This window comes from Dactylosporangium cerinum, assembly GCF_042653625.1.
Lineage (GTDB): Bacteria > Actinomycetota > Actinomycetes > Mycobacteriales > Micromonosporaceae > Dactylosporangium > Dactylosporangium cerinum.
Map to the genome: position 1 here is coordinate 162,198 of NZ_JBHSIU010000046.1, position 15,148 is coordinate 177,345.

Here is a 15,148-nt window from a genome sequence, read left to right on the forward strand (position 1 = left end):
CGACTTCGATCACCGGGGAGGATCCGCTCCCGGTGCAGCGCAACCGGACGGCCGCCGTCGATCAACGAGGGGCGGCAGCCGTGGCCGCGTCGCCCGACGCGACGGCCCCCGCAGCGGCACCCTCGGTCCCGCCCGCAGCGGCCTCACCCGCCGCGGCGGCAAGCGCGGCCGGGGAGCGCAGGACCAGGGCCGCCACCCCGATCGACACGGCCAGCAGCACCGCGCTCACCGTGAACGCCAGCCGGTACCCGGCCGTCAACGCCACCGCCTCCGACGCGCCCGACGCGAGCCGCCCCGCCGTCCGTGACGCCGCGACCGTCGACAGCGCCGCCACCCCCAGCGCCATGCCCAGCTGCTGCGTCGTGTTGAACAGGCCCGACGCCAGCCCCGCGTCGTCGGCCCGGGCGCCGGACATGCCCAGCCCGGTGATCGCCGGCAGCGCCAGGCCACCGCCCGCGATGAGCAGCATCACCGGCAGCAGGTCCGGCACGAACCGGGCGTCCGCCGGCAGCCGGGTCAGCCACGCCATGGCGAGGACCAGCAGCGCCAGGCCCGCGATCAGGGTGATCCGCTCACCGAATCGGGCGATCACCCGCGCCGACCCGAACAGGGACACCACCGCGATCGCCAGGGCGGCGGGCAGCATCGCCAGGCCGGTCTGCAGGGCGGTGTAGTGCAGGACGCGCTGCATGTACAGGGCGACCAGGATCTGGAAGGAGAACATCGCGCCGATCATCAGGATCTGCAGGACGTTGGCGCCGGCGACCTGGCGGGAGCGCAGGATGCGCAGTGGCATGAGCGGGGTGCGGGCGGTCGCCTGCCGGGCGAAGAACCCGGCGAGGAGCAGGACCGCCGCGGAAGCGAACAGGACCCGGCCGGTGGGCTGGACGACGGCGGCGATGCCGGTCATCAGGCCGGCGGTGACCAGGAACGCGCCGAGCACGTCCGCGCCGGCGCGTGCGCCGAGGCCCCGGTCGGTGGGGACGAACCGCATGGCGAGCAGGGCCGCGACGCCGATCGGCAGGTTGATCAGGAAGATCCAGTGCCAGCTGAGCAGGTCGGTGAGGACGCCGCCGAGGACCTGGCCGATGGAGGCGCCGGCGGCGCCGGTGAACGCGAACACCCCGAACGCCTTGGCCCGTTCGGCCGGGGCGGGGTAGAGGGTGACGATGATGCCGAGGCTGACGGCGCTGGACATGGCGCTGCCGGCGCCCTGCAGGAAGCGGGCCGCGATCAGCAACGCGGGGCTGGTGGCGAGGCCGGCCAGGACGGACGCGGCGACGAAGACGACGGTGCCGGCGATGAGCAGCCGGCGCCGGCCGAGCAGGTCGCCGAGGCGCCCGGCGAGCAGGAGCAGGCTGCCGAACGCGATGAGGTACGCGTTGACGACCCAGGTCAGCCCGGACGGGGTGAAGCCGAGGTCGGCCTGCATGACGGGCATGGCGACGGTGACGATGCTGCCGTCCAGGATGGTCATCAGCATGCCGGTGGCGAGGACGGCGAGGGCCGCCCCACGATTGGTGGTCATGGTTCGACCGTAACAGATCGTCTGCTACGGAACCATCTTTTAGGGACCTACAGGGCGGCGGCTCTGGCCCGGCGTACCCCCGGCGCCTCGACGGGCGCGGCAAGATGTCCCGCCGACAGGGCGGTCAGCGCCCGCACGAGCACGTCGCGCTCCGCGGCCGGCAGCGAGTCCAGGGCCGCGGCGTGCACCCCGTCGGCGATCTCCTGGCTGCGGGCCGCCATCTGCGCGCCCAACGGGGTCACCGCGATGATCCGGGCCCGCCGGTCGGTGCTGGACGGGCGGCGCTGCGCGTATCCGGCCTTCTCCAGCGCGTCGACGGTGACGACCATCGTGGTCTTGTCCATGCCGCCGATCTCGGCCAGCTGGATCTGGGTGCGCTCGACGCCGACCGCGTGCACGAGCACGCAGTGCATCCGCGGGGTCAGGCCGATCTCCGCGAGCGCCGCGGCCATCTGCGTGCGCAGGACGTGGCTGGTGTGGTCGAGCAGGAACGAGAGGTCAGGCTCGTCCCGCGTCGGTGCGGTCATGCCTTCGAGGGTATCAATGCACCTGGGAGCGGATGATCTGTCAGCAAACCGTCGGCGACGCCCCGGACGCCGGCGGTGGGCGTAGGGTGCGCGAGTGATCGCTGTGCGGTACCGGCTCGGCATCGATTTCGGCACCTCGAACACCGTCGCCGTCATCCACGAGGGCGACGGGCGCACCCGGCCGGTGCTGTTCGACGGGTTCCCGCTGCTGCCGTCCTGCGTGTGCGCCAGCACCGGCAAGCTGCTCGTCGGGCGGGAGGCGATGCACGCCGCCAGGGTCCGGCCCGAGCTGTTCGAGCCGCACCCGAAGCGCCGCATCGACGACGGCACGGTCCTGCTCGGTGCCGCCGAGGTCCCCGTCAGCGGGCTCATCGCGGCCGTCCTCACCCAGGTCAGGGCGGAGACGGTGCGGACCATGGGCGGCGACCCGGAGACCGTGGTGCTCACGTATCCGGCCGCGTGGGGTCCCCGCCGCCGCGCCGTGCTGCTCGACGCGGCCCGCCTCGCCGGCCTCGGCACCCCGCAGCTGGTCCCCGAGCCGGTCGCCGCCGCCGCGTTCTTCGTCGCCGCGACCGGCGCTGCGGTGCCCGTCGGCAGCCGGGTCGTCGTCTACGACTTCGGCGCCGGCACGTTCGACGCGTCCGTCGTCACCCGCACCGCGTCCGGCTGGGAGGTCATCGCCAGCGAAGGCCTCGACGACGCCGGCGGCCTCGACGTCGACACCGCCATCGTCGAGCACCTCGGCACGGTCCACGCCGCCACCCACCCGCAGGAGATGCAGCGACTCGTCCAGCCGCAGACCGTCGCCGACCGCCGCGCCAACCGCAACCTGTGGGAGGACGTCCGCACCGCGAAGGAGATCCTGTCCCGGTCCGCGGCGACCTACATCCACGTGCCGCTCATCGAGCAGGACGCGCCGCTCGGCCGCGAGCAGCTGGAGCGGCTCGCCCGGCCGGTCGTCGACCGCACCGTCGCGCTGACCCGCACCGTGCTCACCTCCGCCGAGCCGACCCGCCCCCTCGCCGGACTGTTCCTGGTCGGCGGGTCCAGCCGGATGCCGCTCGTCGCGACGCTGCTGCACCGGGCGACCGGGGTCGCCCCGACGGTCCTCGAGCAGCCCGAGCTGGTGGTCGCGGAGGGCAGTGCCCGGCCGCTCGCCACGACACAGGTCGCACCTACCTGTACCCGGGGCTGGTGCTGTGGCTGGCGTACCTGTTCGCCGCGCCGGCCGGCAAGACCGTCGCCCGCGCCGTCACCTGGGGCCTGGTGCTCATCCCCGCGATGATCCTCGCGCATGAGGTCACCATCGTCGTCGCGTACGTCGGCGGCGCTGTCGGCGTCTACGTCGTGCTGGTCGTCGCGCTGATCGCCGCGGTGATCCTGCTCGCGGCCCGGCGCCGGCTCGACGGCAGCGAGGTGCGGCCGGTCTTCGGCCGCGCCGACGCCGGCGGGCTGCTGCTCGCCGTGCTCATCGCGGTCCTGGCCGCGGCACCCGAGTACCGGTACTCGATCGAGAGCATGGCCGACGGGGACATCGGCCTCGCCGACGCCCTGAAGATCAGCGAGGTGCCGGCGCTGCACTGGTTCGTGTTCGGGCCCTCGGTGACGTTCGCCGTCGCCGGGCTGGGCGCCGCGACGGGCCGGCTCGCCGCGCTGACCGCCCCGGCCGTGACCCGGTGGCTGCCCCGCATCGCCGCCGCGGCCCTGCTGCTCGGCGCCCTCGTCACCGTGTCCCAGATCGGCACCGGCCTGTTCGACTGGTGAGGCCAGGCCAGACCGCAACAGGCCAGGTGAGGCGGCGCACGATCACGCCACGGCGTGCCGGGCCCGGTACGTCCACCGGTACACCCACCGGCCCCGCCGGGGCTGCCAGCCGCGCCGGCCGAGCAGCGCCAGGACGGTGCCGATCACGACCGCCCAGGTGCCCAGCGCCGCGACCGTGCCGATCGGCCCGCCGGTCACCGGCAGCATCGCCGCCGCCTGCGACACGGCGACCGGCACGCTGAGGTACCGCACCGTGTTGTCGGCGGCCAGCCCGGCCGCGAGCAGCGTGTGCCGGCCCCCGCCGAGGTCCCCGGGGACCACGGCCAGCAGGCTGAACGTGCCGTCGGCGCCGGTGAACGCGGTGCCGAGCGGTTGCGGCGTCGAGTACACCACCACGGCCACGGACGTGCCCGGCTTGTAGCCGCCGCCGTGCAGGGTGATCGCCGCCCCGGAGGCCGTGGACCCACCGGCGGTGTTGCGCAGGCCGTCGGCGGTCGTCGGTGCGGTGGCCGGGATGGTGACGGGCGCCGGGTCCCGCAGGACGGTCAGCGTGGCGGTGACGTCGGGCGCGGCCGCGTACCGGCGGTCGCCGTCCTGCGCGGCGACCAGCGCGCACGCCCCGGCGGCCAGGAGCGTCACGGTCGCGCCGTCGACGGCGCAGATCCCGGGCGAGGTGGTCGTGACCGTGACCGGCAGCCCTGACGTGGCGGTCGCGGCGAGGATGACCGGCCCGTCGGGCACCGCGGCCGGTGGTGGCGCGGCGAGCGTGACCGTCTGCACCGCCGGGGCGATCCTGACCGTCCGGATGAGCCGTGGTGCCGGCGCCCACTGCGCGTTGCCGGGCTGGTCCGCGCGGACGATGCAGGTGCCCGCGGCGATCGGGGTGATGACGGGCCCGTCGACGGTGCACACCCGGCGGCTGCCGCTGCTGAGGACCACGGGCAGGAACGACGACGCGGCCGGCGCGACGGTCAGCCGCCCGTCGGGGTAGGACCGGCCGGCCGGCGGCGGGAACACGATGTGCTGCTCGCCCCGCGTGACCGTGAACGTCTGCGTGACCGGCGGTGCCGGGTCGGGACCGGGCCGGGACGCGGTGACCGTGCAGCGGCCCGGGGTCCGCAGCGTGACGACGGACCCGGCGACCGTGCACACGCGTGGGGTGCTGCCGGTGAACGCCACCCGCGTCCCGGCGGTCGCGGTCGCGGCCAGCCGCACCGGCCCGTCGGTCAGCGCGACGTCCGGGACCGCGGCGAACGCGATCGTGGCGGCGTCACCGGTGACGGTGAACGTGCCGTCGACCCGGGCGGCGGGTTCCCAGCCGGCGGACCCGGGCTGGTCGGCGTGCACGGTGCAGGTGCCGGTCCGCACCAGGGTGACGACGGCACCGGCGACCGTGCACACGGCGGGGGTCGCGGCGGTGAACGTGACCGGCAGCCCGGAGGTCGCGGTGGCGGTGAGGGTGACCGGGCCGGCGCCGGCCGCGGTCGCCGACGGTGGCGGGAACGTGATGTGCTGCGCGCCGCGGCCGACGGTGAAGCGGACCTCGACGTCCGGCGCTGCGGCCCACGAGGCGGTGCCGGGCCGCCGCGCGACCAGCATGCAGGTGCCGGTGGCGTGCAGGGTCACGGTGGCGCCGGCGACGGTGCACACCGCCGGGTCGGCGCTGGTGACCGCGACCGGCAGCCCGCTGTCGGCGCTCGGCGCGATCGTCACGGTCCCGGCGGCGAGCGGCGCGGGTCCGGGCGTGGGGAACGTGATCGTCTGCCGGCCGCGACCGACGGCGAACGCCCGGTCGACGCGGGGTGCCGCCGCGTACCGGCCGTTGCCGCGCTGGTCGGCGCGCAGCCGGCAGGTTCCGGCGCCGACGAGGGTGACCCGCCGTTTCGCGACGGTGCACACGTGGCGGTCGGCGCTGGTGACCGTGACCGCCAGCCCGGAGGTGGCCGTCGCGTCGATGCGGACGGTGCCGGCGGTCATCGTCGTGTCGTCGGGCAGCGGCACCACAGCGAACGTGATCGTCTGCGTGGACCTGGCGACCTGGAAGGAGTCGTCGGCGCGGGGTGCGGCCTCGAATGTCTCGTCGCCGCGCTGGTCGGCGTGCACGGTGCAGGTGCCGCCGGCGACGAGGGTGGCCGTGTGGCCCTTGACCTTGCACACGCGCGGGGTGGCGCTGGCGTAGCTGACGGCGAGGCCGGACGTCGCGGCCGCGGTCAGCTGGACGGTGCCGGCGGCGACCGGCGTGTCCGGGGTCCGGTGCCAGGTGATCGTCTGGGCCCGGCCGAGCACGGTGAACGTGTCGCTGGCCGGGTCGGCGGCGGCGAAGGAGCCGTTGCCGAGCTGGGTGGCGCGGACCGTGCAGCGGCCGTGCCGGTGCAGCGTCACGACGTCGCCGTCGACGGTGCACACGTCGCCGCTGGTGCTGGTGTACTGCACGGGCAGGCCGGACGTGGCGACCGCGGCGACGGACACGGTGCCGGCGGTCAGCGGCGTGTCGGGCGTGCCGGTCCAGGTGATGTGCTGCTGGGCGAGCGCCGGTTCAGCCGCCGCGGAGAGCGGCATGGAGACCGTCCCGCCGATCGCTGCCAGCACCGCCGCAGCCGCCGCCGAAACAGTGCTCACCGGCCCACGTCTCAGCCGCACGCCGAACGCCGCCATCGCGGTCTCCCCCGTCCGATCTCCGGTTGGAGGGCGGCGGCTCGACTACCCGCCGCCCCGCAGTCGAAGACCGTAACGGAGAGTTATAGCGCGGATACGCGGAATCAGGGGGACTGCTCCCGAAGGAACGGCAGCAGCGCCGCGTTGAACGCGTCGGGCTGTTCCAGGTTCACCATGTGCCCGGCGCCGGGGATCTCGACCCGCCGCGCACCCGCAACGTCGCGCACCGCGCGCTGCGTGACGTCGACGATGTCGCTGGAGTCGGCGTCGCCGATGACCAGCAGCGACGGCGCCGTGACCTCGCCGAGCCGGTGGAGGGCGTCGCGTTCCAGCATCCGGCCCTGCGCGGTGGCGTGCAGGGCTGCGTTGTTGGCGGCCATGTCCGCGCACCGCACCCGCACCGACGCGGCCACGTCCTGCGGTGTGCGGTGCGGCCCGTCGACCCAGGCGCGCAGGAACGCCTCGACGAACCCGGCCGTGTCCCGCTCCTGCGCGGCGCGGCCGATCTCCTGGTTGTGATCGAGGATGTACGGGTCGGTGAACGTCATCCCGCTGATCCCGGTCGCCGCCGCGCACAGCGCCCACACCCGCTCCGGCCGGCTGACGGCGAAGTCGAACGCGATCCGCCCGCCCATGGACAGCCCGACCAGCGCGGCCCGGTCGACGCCGAGGGTGTCCAGGACGGCGGCGAGGTCGTCGTCGTGGCGGAAGTCGCCGGTGGCGGTGCTGGACCGCCCGTGCGAGCGCGCGTCGAGGCGGATCACCCGGTGCGTGCCGGCGAGCAGCTCGAACTGGTCGTCCCACATCCGGCAGTCGAGCAGCCCGCCGTGCAGCAGCACCACGGCGGGCCCGTCCCCGGCGGCCTCGTAGTAGAGCGTGCCGTCGGTTACTTCGATGTGTCCGGTCCCCATGACCCGACCTTACGGCGATCTACACGAACTGTTCGCCCTGCTCCGCTTTGCGCAGCAGCAGCGCCGGCGGTTCGAACCGGGCGCCGTAGCGGGCGGCGAGCTCGCGGCTGCGGGCGATGAAGCCCGGCAGGCCGCCGTCGTACTGGTTGATGTACTGCAGCACACCGCCGGTCCAGCCGGGGAACCCGATGCCGAGGATCGAGCCGACGTTGGCGTCCGCCACGCTGGTGAGGACCCCCTCGTCGAGGCACTTCACCGACTCGAGGGCCTCGGCGAACAGCATCCGCTCCTGCATGTCGACGAACGGCACGTCGACGCCGGGTTTCGCGAAGTGTTCCCGCAGTCCGGGCCACAACCGGTCGCGTTTGCCGCCGGGGTACTCGTAGAAGCCGGCTCCGCCGGAGCGCCCCGGCCGGCCGAACTCGTCGATCATGCGGTCGATGAGCGCGTCGGCGGGGGTCGGGGTCCACGCGTCGCCGTACGCGAGCCGGATCTTGCGGGGCAGCGTCAGCGTGAGCTCGTCCATCAGCGCGAGGACCGCGGCCGGGTATCCGGCCTGGAGGCTGGCCTGCTCGATCGACGGCGCGGCGACGCCCTCGGCGAGCATGAGCAGCCCCTCGCCGGTGAACGTGCCGATGACCCGGCTGGTGAAGAACCCGCGGCTGTCGTTGACGACGATCGGTGTCTTCTTCAGTTGCCGCACCACGCCGAGGGCCCGGTCCAGGGCGGCGTCGGAGGTGGCGGCGCCCTTGATGACCTCGACGAGGGGCATCTTGTCCACGGGTGAGAAGAAGTGCAGCCCGACGAAGTCCTGCTGGCGGGTCACGCCGTCGGCGAGCAGCGAGATCGGCAGCGTCGAGGTGTTGGAGCACAGCAGCGCGTCGGGCGCGACGACGTCCTGGACCTCGGCGAACACCTTGTGCTTGAGGGCCGGGTCCTCGAAGACGGCCTCGATGACGAGGTCGCAGCCGGCGAGGTCGGCCGGGTCCGCGGTCGGGGTGATCCGGGCCAGGATCTCCTCGCCGGGCAGGAACGTCTTCTTCGCCAGGATCTTCGCCGAGTACTGCTTGCCGCGTTCGGCGGCCTCGACGGTGACGTCCTTGAGCAGCACCTGCATGCCGGCCTTCGCGCACACGTACGCGATCGCGGCGCCCATCATGCCCGCGCCGAGGACGGCGACCTTGGCGAACTTCTCTGACCCGCCGCGGGAGTTGGCTGCCTGCAGGTCGAAGAAGAACGCCTTGATCATGTTCTTGGCGATCTGGCCGGTGACGAGTTCGGTGAAGTAGCGGCCCTCGATCGCGAACGCGGTCGCGAGGTCGACCTGGGTGCCTTCGACGGCGGCGGCGAGGATGTTGCGCGGCGCCGGGTAGGGCGCGCCCTTGAGCTCCTTGCGCAGCGTCGCCGGGAACGCGGGCAGGTTCGCCGCGAACGACGCCTGCGCCGGGGTGCCGCCGGGGATCCGGTAGCCCTTCACGTCGTAGGGCTGCACGGCGTTCGGGTTGGCGGCGATCCATGCCTTCGCCCTGTCCAGCAGCTCCTCGCGGGGGGAGACCTGGTGCACGAGCCCGGCTTCGAGGGCCGCAGCCGGCCGGAGCCGCTGTCCGCGCAGCAGCACGGTGAGCAGCGCCTGGGCGATGCCGAGCAGCCGGACGGTCCGCACCACCCCGCCGGCGCCGGGCAGCAGCCCGAGGGTCACCTCGGGGAAGCCGATCTCGACGCGCGGGTCGTCGGCGACGATGCGGTGGTGGCAGGCGAGGGCGAGTTCGAGGCCGCCGCCGAGCGCGGAGCCGTTGACCGCGGCGACGACCGGCCGGCCGAGGGTCTCCAGCCGGCGCAGCAGGCTCTTGAGGTGCATCGAGGACGCGTACACGTCGGCGGCCTGGTCGGGGCCGATGCTCCCGAGCCGGTCGAGGTCGCCGCCGGCGAAGAACGTCTTCTTCGCCGACGTGACCACGACGCCGGTGATGGTGTCCTTCTCGGCTTCGAGGCGGTCGACGACGGTTTCGAGGTCGGCGACGAACGCGGCGTTCATCGTGTTGGCGGAGCGGGCCGGGTCGTCGATGGTGAGGACCACGACGGCGTCGTCGCCACGGTCCCAGCGGATCGTGTCGGTCATGGTTTCGGTGCCCTTCAGATTCGCTCGACGATGGTGGCGATGCCCATGCCGCCGCCGATGCACAGCGTGGCGAGGCCGTAGCGCAGGCCGCGGCGTTCGAGTTCGTCGACGAGAGTGCCGATGAGCATCCCGCCGGTCGCGCCGAGCGGGTGCCCCATCGCGATGGCGCCGCCGTTGACGTTGACCTTGTCCAGGTCGAAGTCCATGTCCTTGGCGAAGCGCAGCACGACGGCGGCGAACGCCTCGTTCATCTCCACCAGGTCGATGTCGGCGGCGGTGAGCCCGGCCTTGGCGAGGGCCTTGCGGGTCGCGGGCGCCGGCCCGGTCAGCATGATCGTCGGGTCGGCGCCGCTGACGGCGGCCGCGACGATCCTGGCCCGCGGGGTGAGCCCGGCCTTCGTCCCGGCGGCCTCGCTGCCGACGAGCACGAGCGACGCGCCGTCGACGATGCCGGAGGAGTTCCCGGCGGTGTGGACGTGCTCGATCCGCTCGATCCAGTGGTACCGCTGCAGCGCGACCGCGTCGAAACCACCGAGGTCGCCGATCGTCGCGAACGACGCCGGCAGCGCCCCGAGCCCGTCGAGCGTGGAGGCGCGCAGGTGCTCGTCGCGGTCGAGCACGACGAGGCCGTTGCGGTCGCGGACCGGCACGACGGACCGGTTGAAGTAGCCGCCGGCCCAGGCCTTCGCGGCGCGGGTCTGCGACTCCAGGGCGTAGGTGTCGACGTCCTCGCGGCTGAAGCCCTCGATGGTGGCGATGAGGTCGGCGCCGATGCCCTGCGGGACGAACCGGGTGGTGTAGTTCGTCTCCGGGTCCATCGCCCAGGCGCCGCCGTCGGAGCCCATCGGCACCCGCGACATCGACTCGACACCGCCGGCGAGGACCAGGTCCTCCCAGCCGGCGCGGACCTTCTGCGCGGCGACGTTGACCGCTTCGAGCCCCGACGCGCAGAACCGGTTGAGCTGCACCCCGGCGACCGTGTCGGGCAGCCCGGCGGCGATCGCGGCGGTCTTGGCGATGTCGGACCCCTGGTCCGCGATCGGGGACACGACGCCGAGCACGACGTCGTCGATGTCGGCCGGGTCGAGCCCGGGATAGCGGCGGCGCAGCTCGTCGATCAGCCCGACGACCAGCGACACGGGTTTCACCCCGTGCAGCGACCCGTTCTGCTTGCCCCGCCCGCGCGGCGTGCGGACAGCGTCGTAAACGAAAGCCTCAGTGCTCACCTACCCGAGAGTAACTTGCCCTTCCCGGGCGCGGTACCCCACCGCCTCCCATCGCCCTGCGAGAATGTCCACATGCGCCGGGGGACCGCTCTGATCATGCTCTGGTTCGCCGGATCGGCCGTCGCCATCACCGTCCTGGCCGGCCTCACCACCGCGCTGCACTACCCGGCGCTCACCCCGATCGCCCACCCGTTCCTGGCGATCCTCGTCGCGGCGGTCATGGCGATCATCGCGCTGCGCGGCGTCCTGCCGGAGAGCACCGAGCGGGTGGTCGCCCAGGCCTGCACCGGCCTGTTCGCCGTCGTCGTCGCCGTGGTCGCGGCGCTGGTGCACAGCGCCGGGGAGTTCTCGCCGCGGCAGCCCGAGGTCGTCGCCACCGGCACCGACGTGCGGGTCGTCTCGTGGCGGCAGGACGACGTCCCGCGGCGGCATCTGCGGCTGCGCCTGCGCAGCCGCGCCGGCCTGTTCAGCCGCGACGGCACCACCGACGTGGCGTGCTTCCTCGACGAGGGCGGCGCCTACCCGGACTGGACGTTCGCCTCCGCCACCGTCACCGGCGACCTGCTGGTCGCGCGGACCGCCGACGGCCAGGAGTGGCGGGTGAAGTTCGACCCGGAGACGCTGCGACCGACCACCCCGGCGATCGACCGCTGCACCGCCGCACCCGGCTACTCCGACTGATCCGGCTGAACGCCCCACTCCTGCAGCACCTCGGCGGTGTGCTGGCCCGGCAGCGGCGGCGGCCCGCCGAGCGTCGCCGGGGTCGCGGAGAACCGCGGCGCCGGCACGGGCTGCACGACCCCGAGGTGGTCGGCGAACGTGCTCCGCGCCGCCAGGTGCGCGTCCCCGGGTGCCTCGTGCAGCGACAGCACCGGCGTGACGCACCCGTCGGTGTCGTGGAACAGCGCCGACCACTCGTCCCTGGTCCGGGTCAGGAAGGCCGCGGCGAGCCGCTCCCGCAGCACCGGCCACTGCGCCACGTCCAGCTGGTCCGGCAGGTCGCTCAGGCCCAGCGTGGCCACGAGGGTCGCGTAGAACTGCGGCTCGAACGCGCCGACGGCGACATGTTTGCCGTCGGAGGTCTCGTACACGTCGTAGAACGGCGCCCCGGTGTCGATCATGTTGACGCCGCGCCGGTCCTGCCACAGCCCGACGGCCAGCATGCTGTGCAGCATCGTGCTGATGTGCGCGGCCCCGTCGACGATCGCGGCGTCGACGACCTGCCCGCGCCCGGTCCGCTCGGCCTCCCGCAGCGCCGCGATCACGCCGACGACGAGATACATGGCGCCCGCGCCGAAGTCGCCGAGCAGGTTCACCGGCACCTGCGGCGGCCCGCCGGCCCGGCCGATCGGGTGCAGCGCGCCGGACAGCGCCAGGTATGTGATGTCGTGCCCGGCGGTGGCGGCCCGCGGCCCGTCCTGCCCCCAGCCGGTCATCCGTCCGTACACGAGTGCCGGGTTCACCGCGTGCGCCTGCTCCGGTCCGACCCCGAGCCGTTCGGCGACGCCGGGCCGGTACCCCTCGATCAGCACCTGGGCCTTCTGCACCAGCGCGAGCACGGTCGCGACGCCGACGGGGTCCTTCAGGTCGACGGCGACGGACCGTTTGCCCCGGTTGAGCAGGTCGGTCGCGGCCGGTGGGGCGATCGGCGACCCCGGCCCGATCCGGTCGACCCGGACCACGTCCGCGCCGAGGTCCGCCAGCATCATCCCGGCGAACGGCCCCGGCCCGATCCCGGCCAGTTCCACCACCCGCACGCCCCGCAAAGGCCCAGTCGTCATGCGCTCATCTTGGACTGCCCGCTGCGCGTGGTGGGCGCAGGCCGTCGGTCAGCACGGTGAAGAGGCGCTGCGCCCTGCCGGGGTCGGTGCTCTCGTGGGCGGTGGCGAACAGGCTCTTCAGGAACGCGAACAGATCCTCGACGGTGACCCCGGCGCGGACCGCGCCGGCGGCCTGGGCGCGGGCGAGCAGCGTGGCGACGGCGGCGTGCAGGTCGGCGATCAGCGGCCCGGGCACCGACATCGCGTCGGAGGTGTCGCGCTTGGCGGCGCCCTCGGCGCCCAGGTGGGCCAGGAACGCGAAGAACGCCGCGCCGGGATCGGGGTCGCCGGCGTGCTGCCGGGCGGTGGTGACGAGGTCGGTGACCCGGGCCGTGATCACCGCCTGGAACAGGGCTTCCTTGGTCGGGAAGTGGCGGTACACGGTGCCGGGGCCGACGCCGGCGCGGGCCGCGATGTCGTCCAGCGGCACCGCGAACCCGGACTCGGCGAACGCGGCGCGGGCGGCCGCGAGGATCCGGTCGCGGTTGCGCCGGGCGTCGGCGCGCAGGGGTTGCTCAGCGGAAGCCATTGCTAACCGGGGCCACCGTTCCGTATCGTCGGGTCGAGATAAGCGGGGTCAACGTTCCGATTATACGGGAGGCATCATGGTGCACAGTCCGCGCGAGGTCGCCGAGCAGGTCCGGCGGATGGTGGCCGGCGAGGGGATCCGCTTCGCCGACCTGTTCGCCGAGGACGGCGTCCTCGAATACCCGTTCGCCCTGCCCGGCCAGCCCCGGGAGCTGCGCGGCCGGGCCGCGATCCAGGCCTACCACGGCGCGGCGTCGGACTCGCGCCGGCTGTTCGAGATGGACGGCGTCGACGCGGTCGTCCGCGACACCGACGACCCCGAGGTGGTCGTCGCGCAGATCGAGCATCACGGGCGCTCGGCGGTGACCGGCGAGGCGTACCGCTTCCGCGCTCTCGGCGTCATCCGCGTCCGCGCCGGCGAGATCGTGTCCTACCAGGACTACATGGACCCGATCGCCACCGCGCGGCTCCTCGGCCGGACCGCCGACCTCGCCGCCGCCCTGACCGCGAGCGCCTGAAGCCCGAGCGCCTGGACCGGGCAGGCTACAGCCGCGTGCCGTCGGCGGCCTGGCGCAGGTCGACGTCGTGGATGAGGCTGCGGGCGGTCGCGTCGTCGAGGGTCTCCTCATAGACGGCCTGGGCCAGGGCGTCGCGCTGGGCGTCGAAGTCCGGCCCGGCCGCCTCGACGATGGCGACGCCCGTGGCGAGCAGCGCGGCCTCCTGCTCGCGTTCCGCGGCGACGTCGATGCGCAGGCGGCGCACCAGCATCGGGATCGTGGTGCCCTGGATGAGCAGGGTGCCGAGGGTGACGAGCAGCGCGATCGTCTGGATCTCGTCGCGGCCGGGGAACGGGGCGCCGTCGTGGAGGTGTTCGGGGACGGCGGCCGCGGCGGCGAGGGTGAGGATGCCGCGCATGCCGGTCCAGCCGACGATGAGCGCCTCCTTCGGGGTGGGCTCGCCGAGGACGGGGCGTTTGCGGCCGCGGCGGGCCCGCCACTGCAGACGGCGTTCCCACTGGGCGCGGGCCCGCGGGTCGGTCTCGACCCGCTGCTCGCGCCGCCGTCGGCGCAGCCCCCACCAGGCGAACGCGGCGGACACCGCGCCGAGCCGGAAGACGATGACCGTGACCAGGATGACGGCGGCGGCGACCACGGTGCGCAGCAGCGAGTCCGACGAGGCGAGGTTCTGCACCACGAACCGCAGCTGGAGCCCGATGTACGCGAACACGAACGTCTCCAGCAGGAAGTCCACGACCGGCCAGACGGTGTCCTCCTGCAGCCGGGAGCGGTAGGCGCCCGGGTACTGGTGGCGCTTGTCGAGGGCGGTGTTGATGGACACGGAGAACGCGGCGACGACGACGGCGAGGATGCCGGAGGCGTGCACCTGCTCGGCCAGCAGGAACGCGGTGAACGGCAGCAGCAGCGACACCGAGGTCTCCAGGACCGGGTCGTGCAGGCGTTTGCGCAGCCACAGCGTGGCGATCGCGAGCAGCCCGCCGATCACGATGCCGGTCACGGCGTTGTACAGGAAGAGCACGAAGCCGTTGTCGAACAGGGTGTGCCCGGCGCCGGTCGCCGCGACGGCGAGGCTGAACAGGGTGAGGGCGGTCGCGTCGTTGACCAGGCTCTCGCCGGTGAGGATCGCGGTGACCCGGCGGGGCAGGCCGAGCGCCTCGCCGTGCGAGACGGTGGTGATGGTGTCCGGCGGGGCGAGCACGGCGCCGAGGACGAGCGCGGCCTGCAGCCCGATCGCGGGCAGCAGCAGCGACGCGACCCACCCGGTGACGCCGGTGGTGATCACGACGAGCGTGACGCCGAGGGTCAGGATCGGGCGCAGGTTCGCCGCGAAACTGGATCCGGACGCGCCACGGGTCGCGGAGTACAGCAGCGGCGGCACGACGACGGCGAGGATGAGTTCGCTGTCCAGCTCGAGCCGGGGTACGCCGGGGATGAACGACGCGGCCGCGGCGAGGATGACCACGACCAGGCCGGGCTGGGCACCGCGGCGGTGGGCGACGGCGGAGACCGCGATCCCGCCGAAGATGATCAGGAGGAGCTGGACGCCGTTCAC

13 protein-coding genes are annotated in these 15,148 nt (G+C 73.8%); 4 read left to right on the forward strand and 9 right to left on the reverse strand.

Features of this window, described 5'->3' with window-relative positions:
• Positions 1-61 precede the first annotated feature (61 nt).
• Together ACFPIJ_RS34520 and ACFPIJ_RS34525 are read right to left on the reverse strand one after the other, a co-directional pair.
• Positions 62-1,528, reverse strand: a complete 1,467-nt coding sequence (locus tag ACFPIJ_RS34520) for an MFS transporter (RefSeq protein ID WP_380121490.1) — start codon at positions 1,526-1,528, stop codon at positions 62-64.
• Positions 1,529-1,575: 47 nt separating this feature from the next.
• Entirely contained in the window at positions 1,576-2,055 is a 480-nt protein-coding gene (locus tag ACFPIJ_RS34525) for a MarR family winged helix-turn-helix transcriptional regulator (RefSeq protein ID WP_380121492.1), read from the reverse strand.
• Between the two features lie 94 nt (positions 2,056-2,149).
• Between ACFPIJ_RS34525 and ACFPIJ_RS34530 the strand changes: the two genes are divergently transcribed.
• Positions 2,150-3,340, forward strand: a complete 1,191-nt coding sequence (locus tag ACFPIJ_RS34530) for an Hsp70 family protein (protein WP_380121494.1) — start codon at positions 2,150-2,152, stop codon at positions 3,338-3,340.
• On the forward strand, positions 3,250-3,819 hold the full coding sequence (locus ACFPIJ_RS34535; protein WP_380121496.1) for a hypothetical protein: 570 nt from the start codon (positions 3,250-3,252) through the stop codon (positions 3,817-3,819). The genes ACFPIJ_RS34530 and ACFPIJ_RS34535 overlap by 91 nt, the downstream gene beginning before the upstream one ends.
• A 42-nt stretch (positions 3,820-3,861) precedes the next feature.
• On the opposite strand, the gene ACFPIJ_RS34540 is transcribed toward ACFPIJ_RS34535, so the two are convergent.
• The 4 genes from ACFPIJ_RS34540 to ACFPIJ_RS34555 form a co-directional block, all read right to left on the reverse strand.
• Positions 3,862-6,438, reverse strand: coding sequence for a hypothetical protein (locus tag ACFPIJ_RS34540; protein WP_380121498.1), 2,577 nt, complete (start codon positions 6,436-6,438; stop codon positions 3,862-3,864).
• A gap of 140 nt (positions 6,439-6,578) precedes the next feature.
• Positions 6,579-7,385: an alpha/beta fold hydrolase gene (locus tag ACFPIJ_RS34545; protein ID WP_380121500.1), complete on the reverse strand. Its 807-nt coding sequence runs from the start codon at positions 7,383-7,385 to the stop codon at positions 6,579-6,581.
• Positions 7,386-7,404: 19 nt separating this feature from the next.
• Complete coding sequence (locus ACFPIJ_RS34550; protein ID WP_380121502.1) at positions 7,405-9,504, reverse strand: 3-hydroxyacyl-CoA dehydrogenase NAD-binding domain-containing protein; 2,100 nt, start codon at positions 9,502-9,504, stop codon at positions 7,405-7,407.
• A 14-nt stretch (positions 9,505-9,518) separates the two neighbouring features.
• A complete protein-coding gene (locus ACFPIJ_RS34555; protein WP_380121504.1) occupies positions 9,519-10,730 on the reverse strand; it encodes an acetyl-CoA C-acetyltransferase in 1,212 nt (403 codons plus the stop codon).
• 72 nt (positions 10,731-10,802) lie between these two features.
• On the opposite strand from ACFPIJ_RS34555, the gene ACFPIJ_RS34560 reads away from it, so the two are divergent.
• A complete protein-coding gene (locus ACFPIJ_RS34560; protein WP_380121506.1) occupies positions 10,803-11,411 on the forward strand; it encodes a hypothetical protein in 609 nt (202 codons plus the stop codon).
• Here the strand turns inward: ACFPIJ_RS34560 and ACFPIJ_RS34565 are convergent.
• Both ACFPIJ_RS34565 and ACFPIJ_RS34570 read right to left on the reverse strand, forming a co-directional pair.
• Positions 11,399-12,511 carry a CaiB/BaiF CoA transferase family protein gene (locus ACFPIJ_RS34565; RefSeq protein ID WP_380121508.1) on the reverse strand — a complete coding sequence of 371 codons (1,113 nt, stop codon included), beginning with the start codon at positions 12,509-12,511 and terminating at the stop codon, positions 11,399-11,401. The genes ACFPIJ_RS34560 and ACFPIJ_RS34565 overlap by 13 nt on opposite strands.
• 4 nt (positions 12,512-12,515) lie before the next feature.
• A complete protein-coding gene (locus ACFPIJ_RS34570) occupies positions 12,516-13,079 on the reverse strand; it encodes a TetR/AcrR family transcriptional regulator (protein ID WP_380121510.1) in 564 nt (187 codons plus the stop codon).
• Positions 13,080-13,155: 76 nt separating this feature from the next.
• Between ACFPIJ_RS34570 and ACFPIJ_RS34575 the strand changes: the two genes are divergently transcribed.
• Positions 13,156-13,596, forward strand: coding sequence for a nuclear transport factor 2 family protein (locus tag ACFPIJ_RS34575; RefSeq protein ID WP_380121512.1), 441 nt, complete (start codon positions 13,156-13,158; stop codon positions 13,594-13,596).
• Positions 13,597-13,621: 25 nt separating this feature from the next.
• On the opposite strand, the gene ACFPIJ_RS34580 is transcribed toward ACFPIJ_RS34575, so the two are convergent.
• A complete protein-coding gene (locus ACFPIJ_RS34580) occupies positions 13,622-15,148 on the reverse strand; it encodes a cation:proton antiporter (RefSeq protein WP_380121514.1) in 1,527 nt (508 codons plus the stop codon).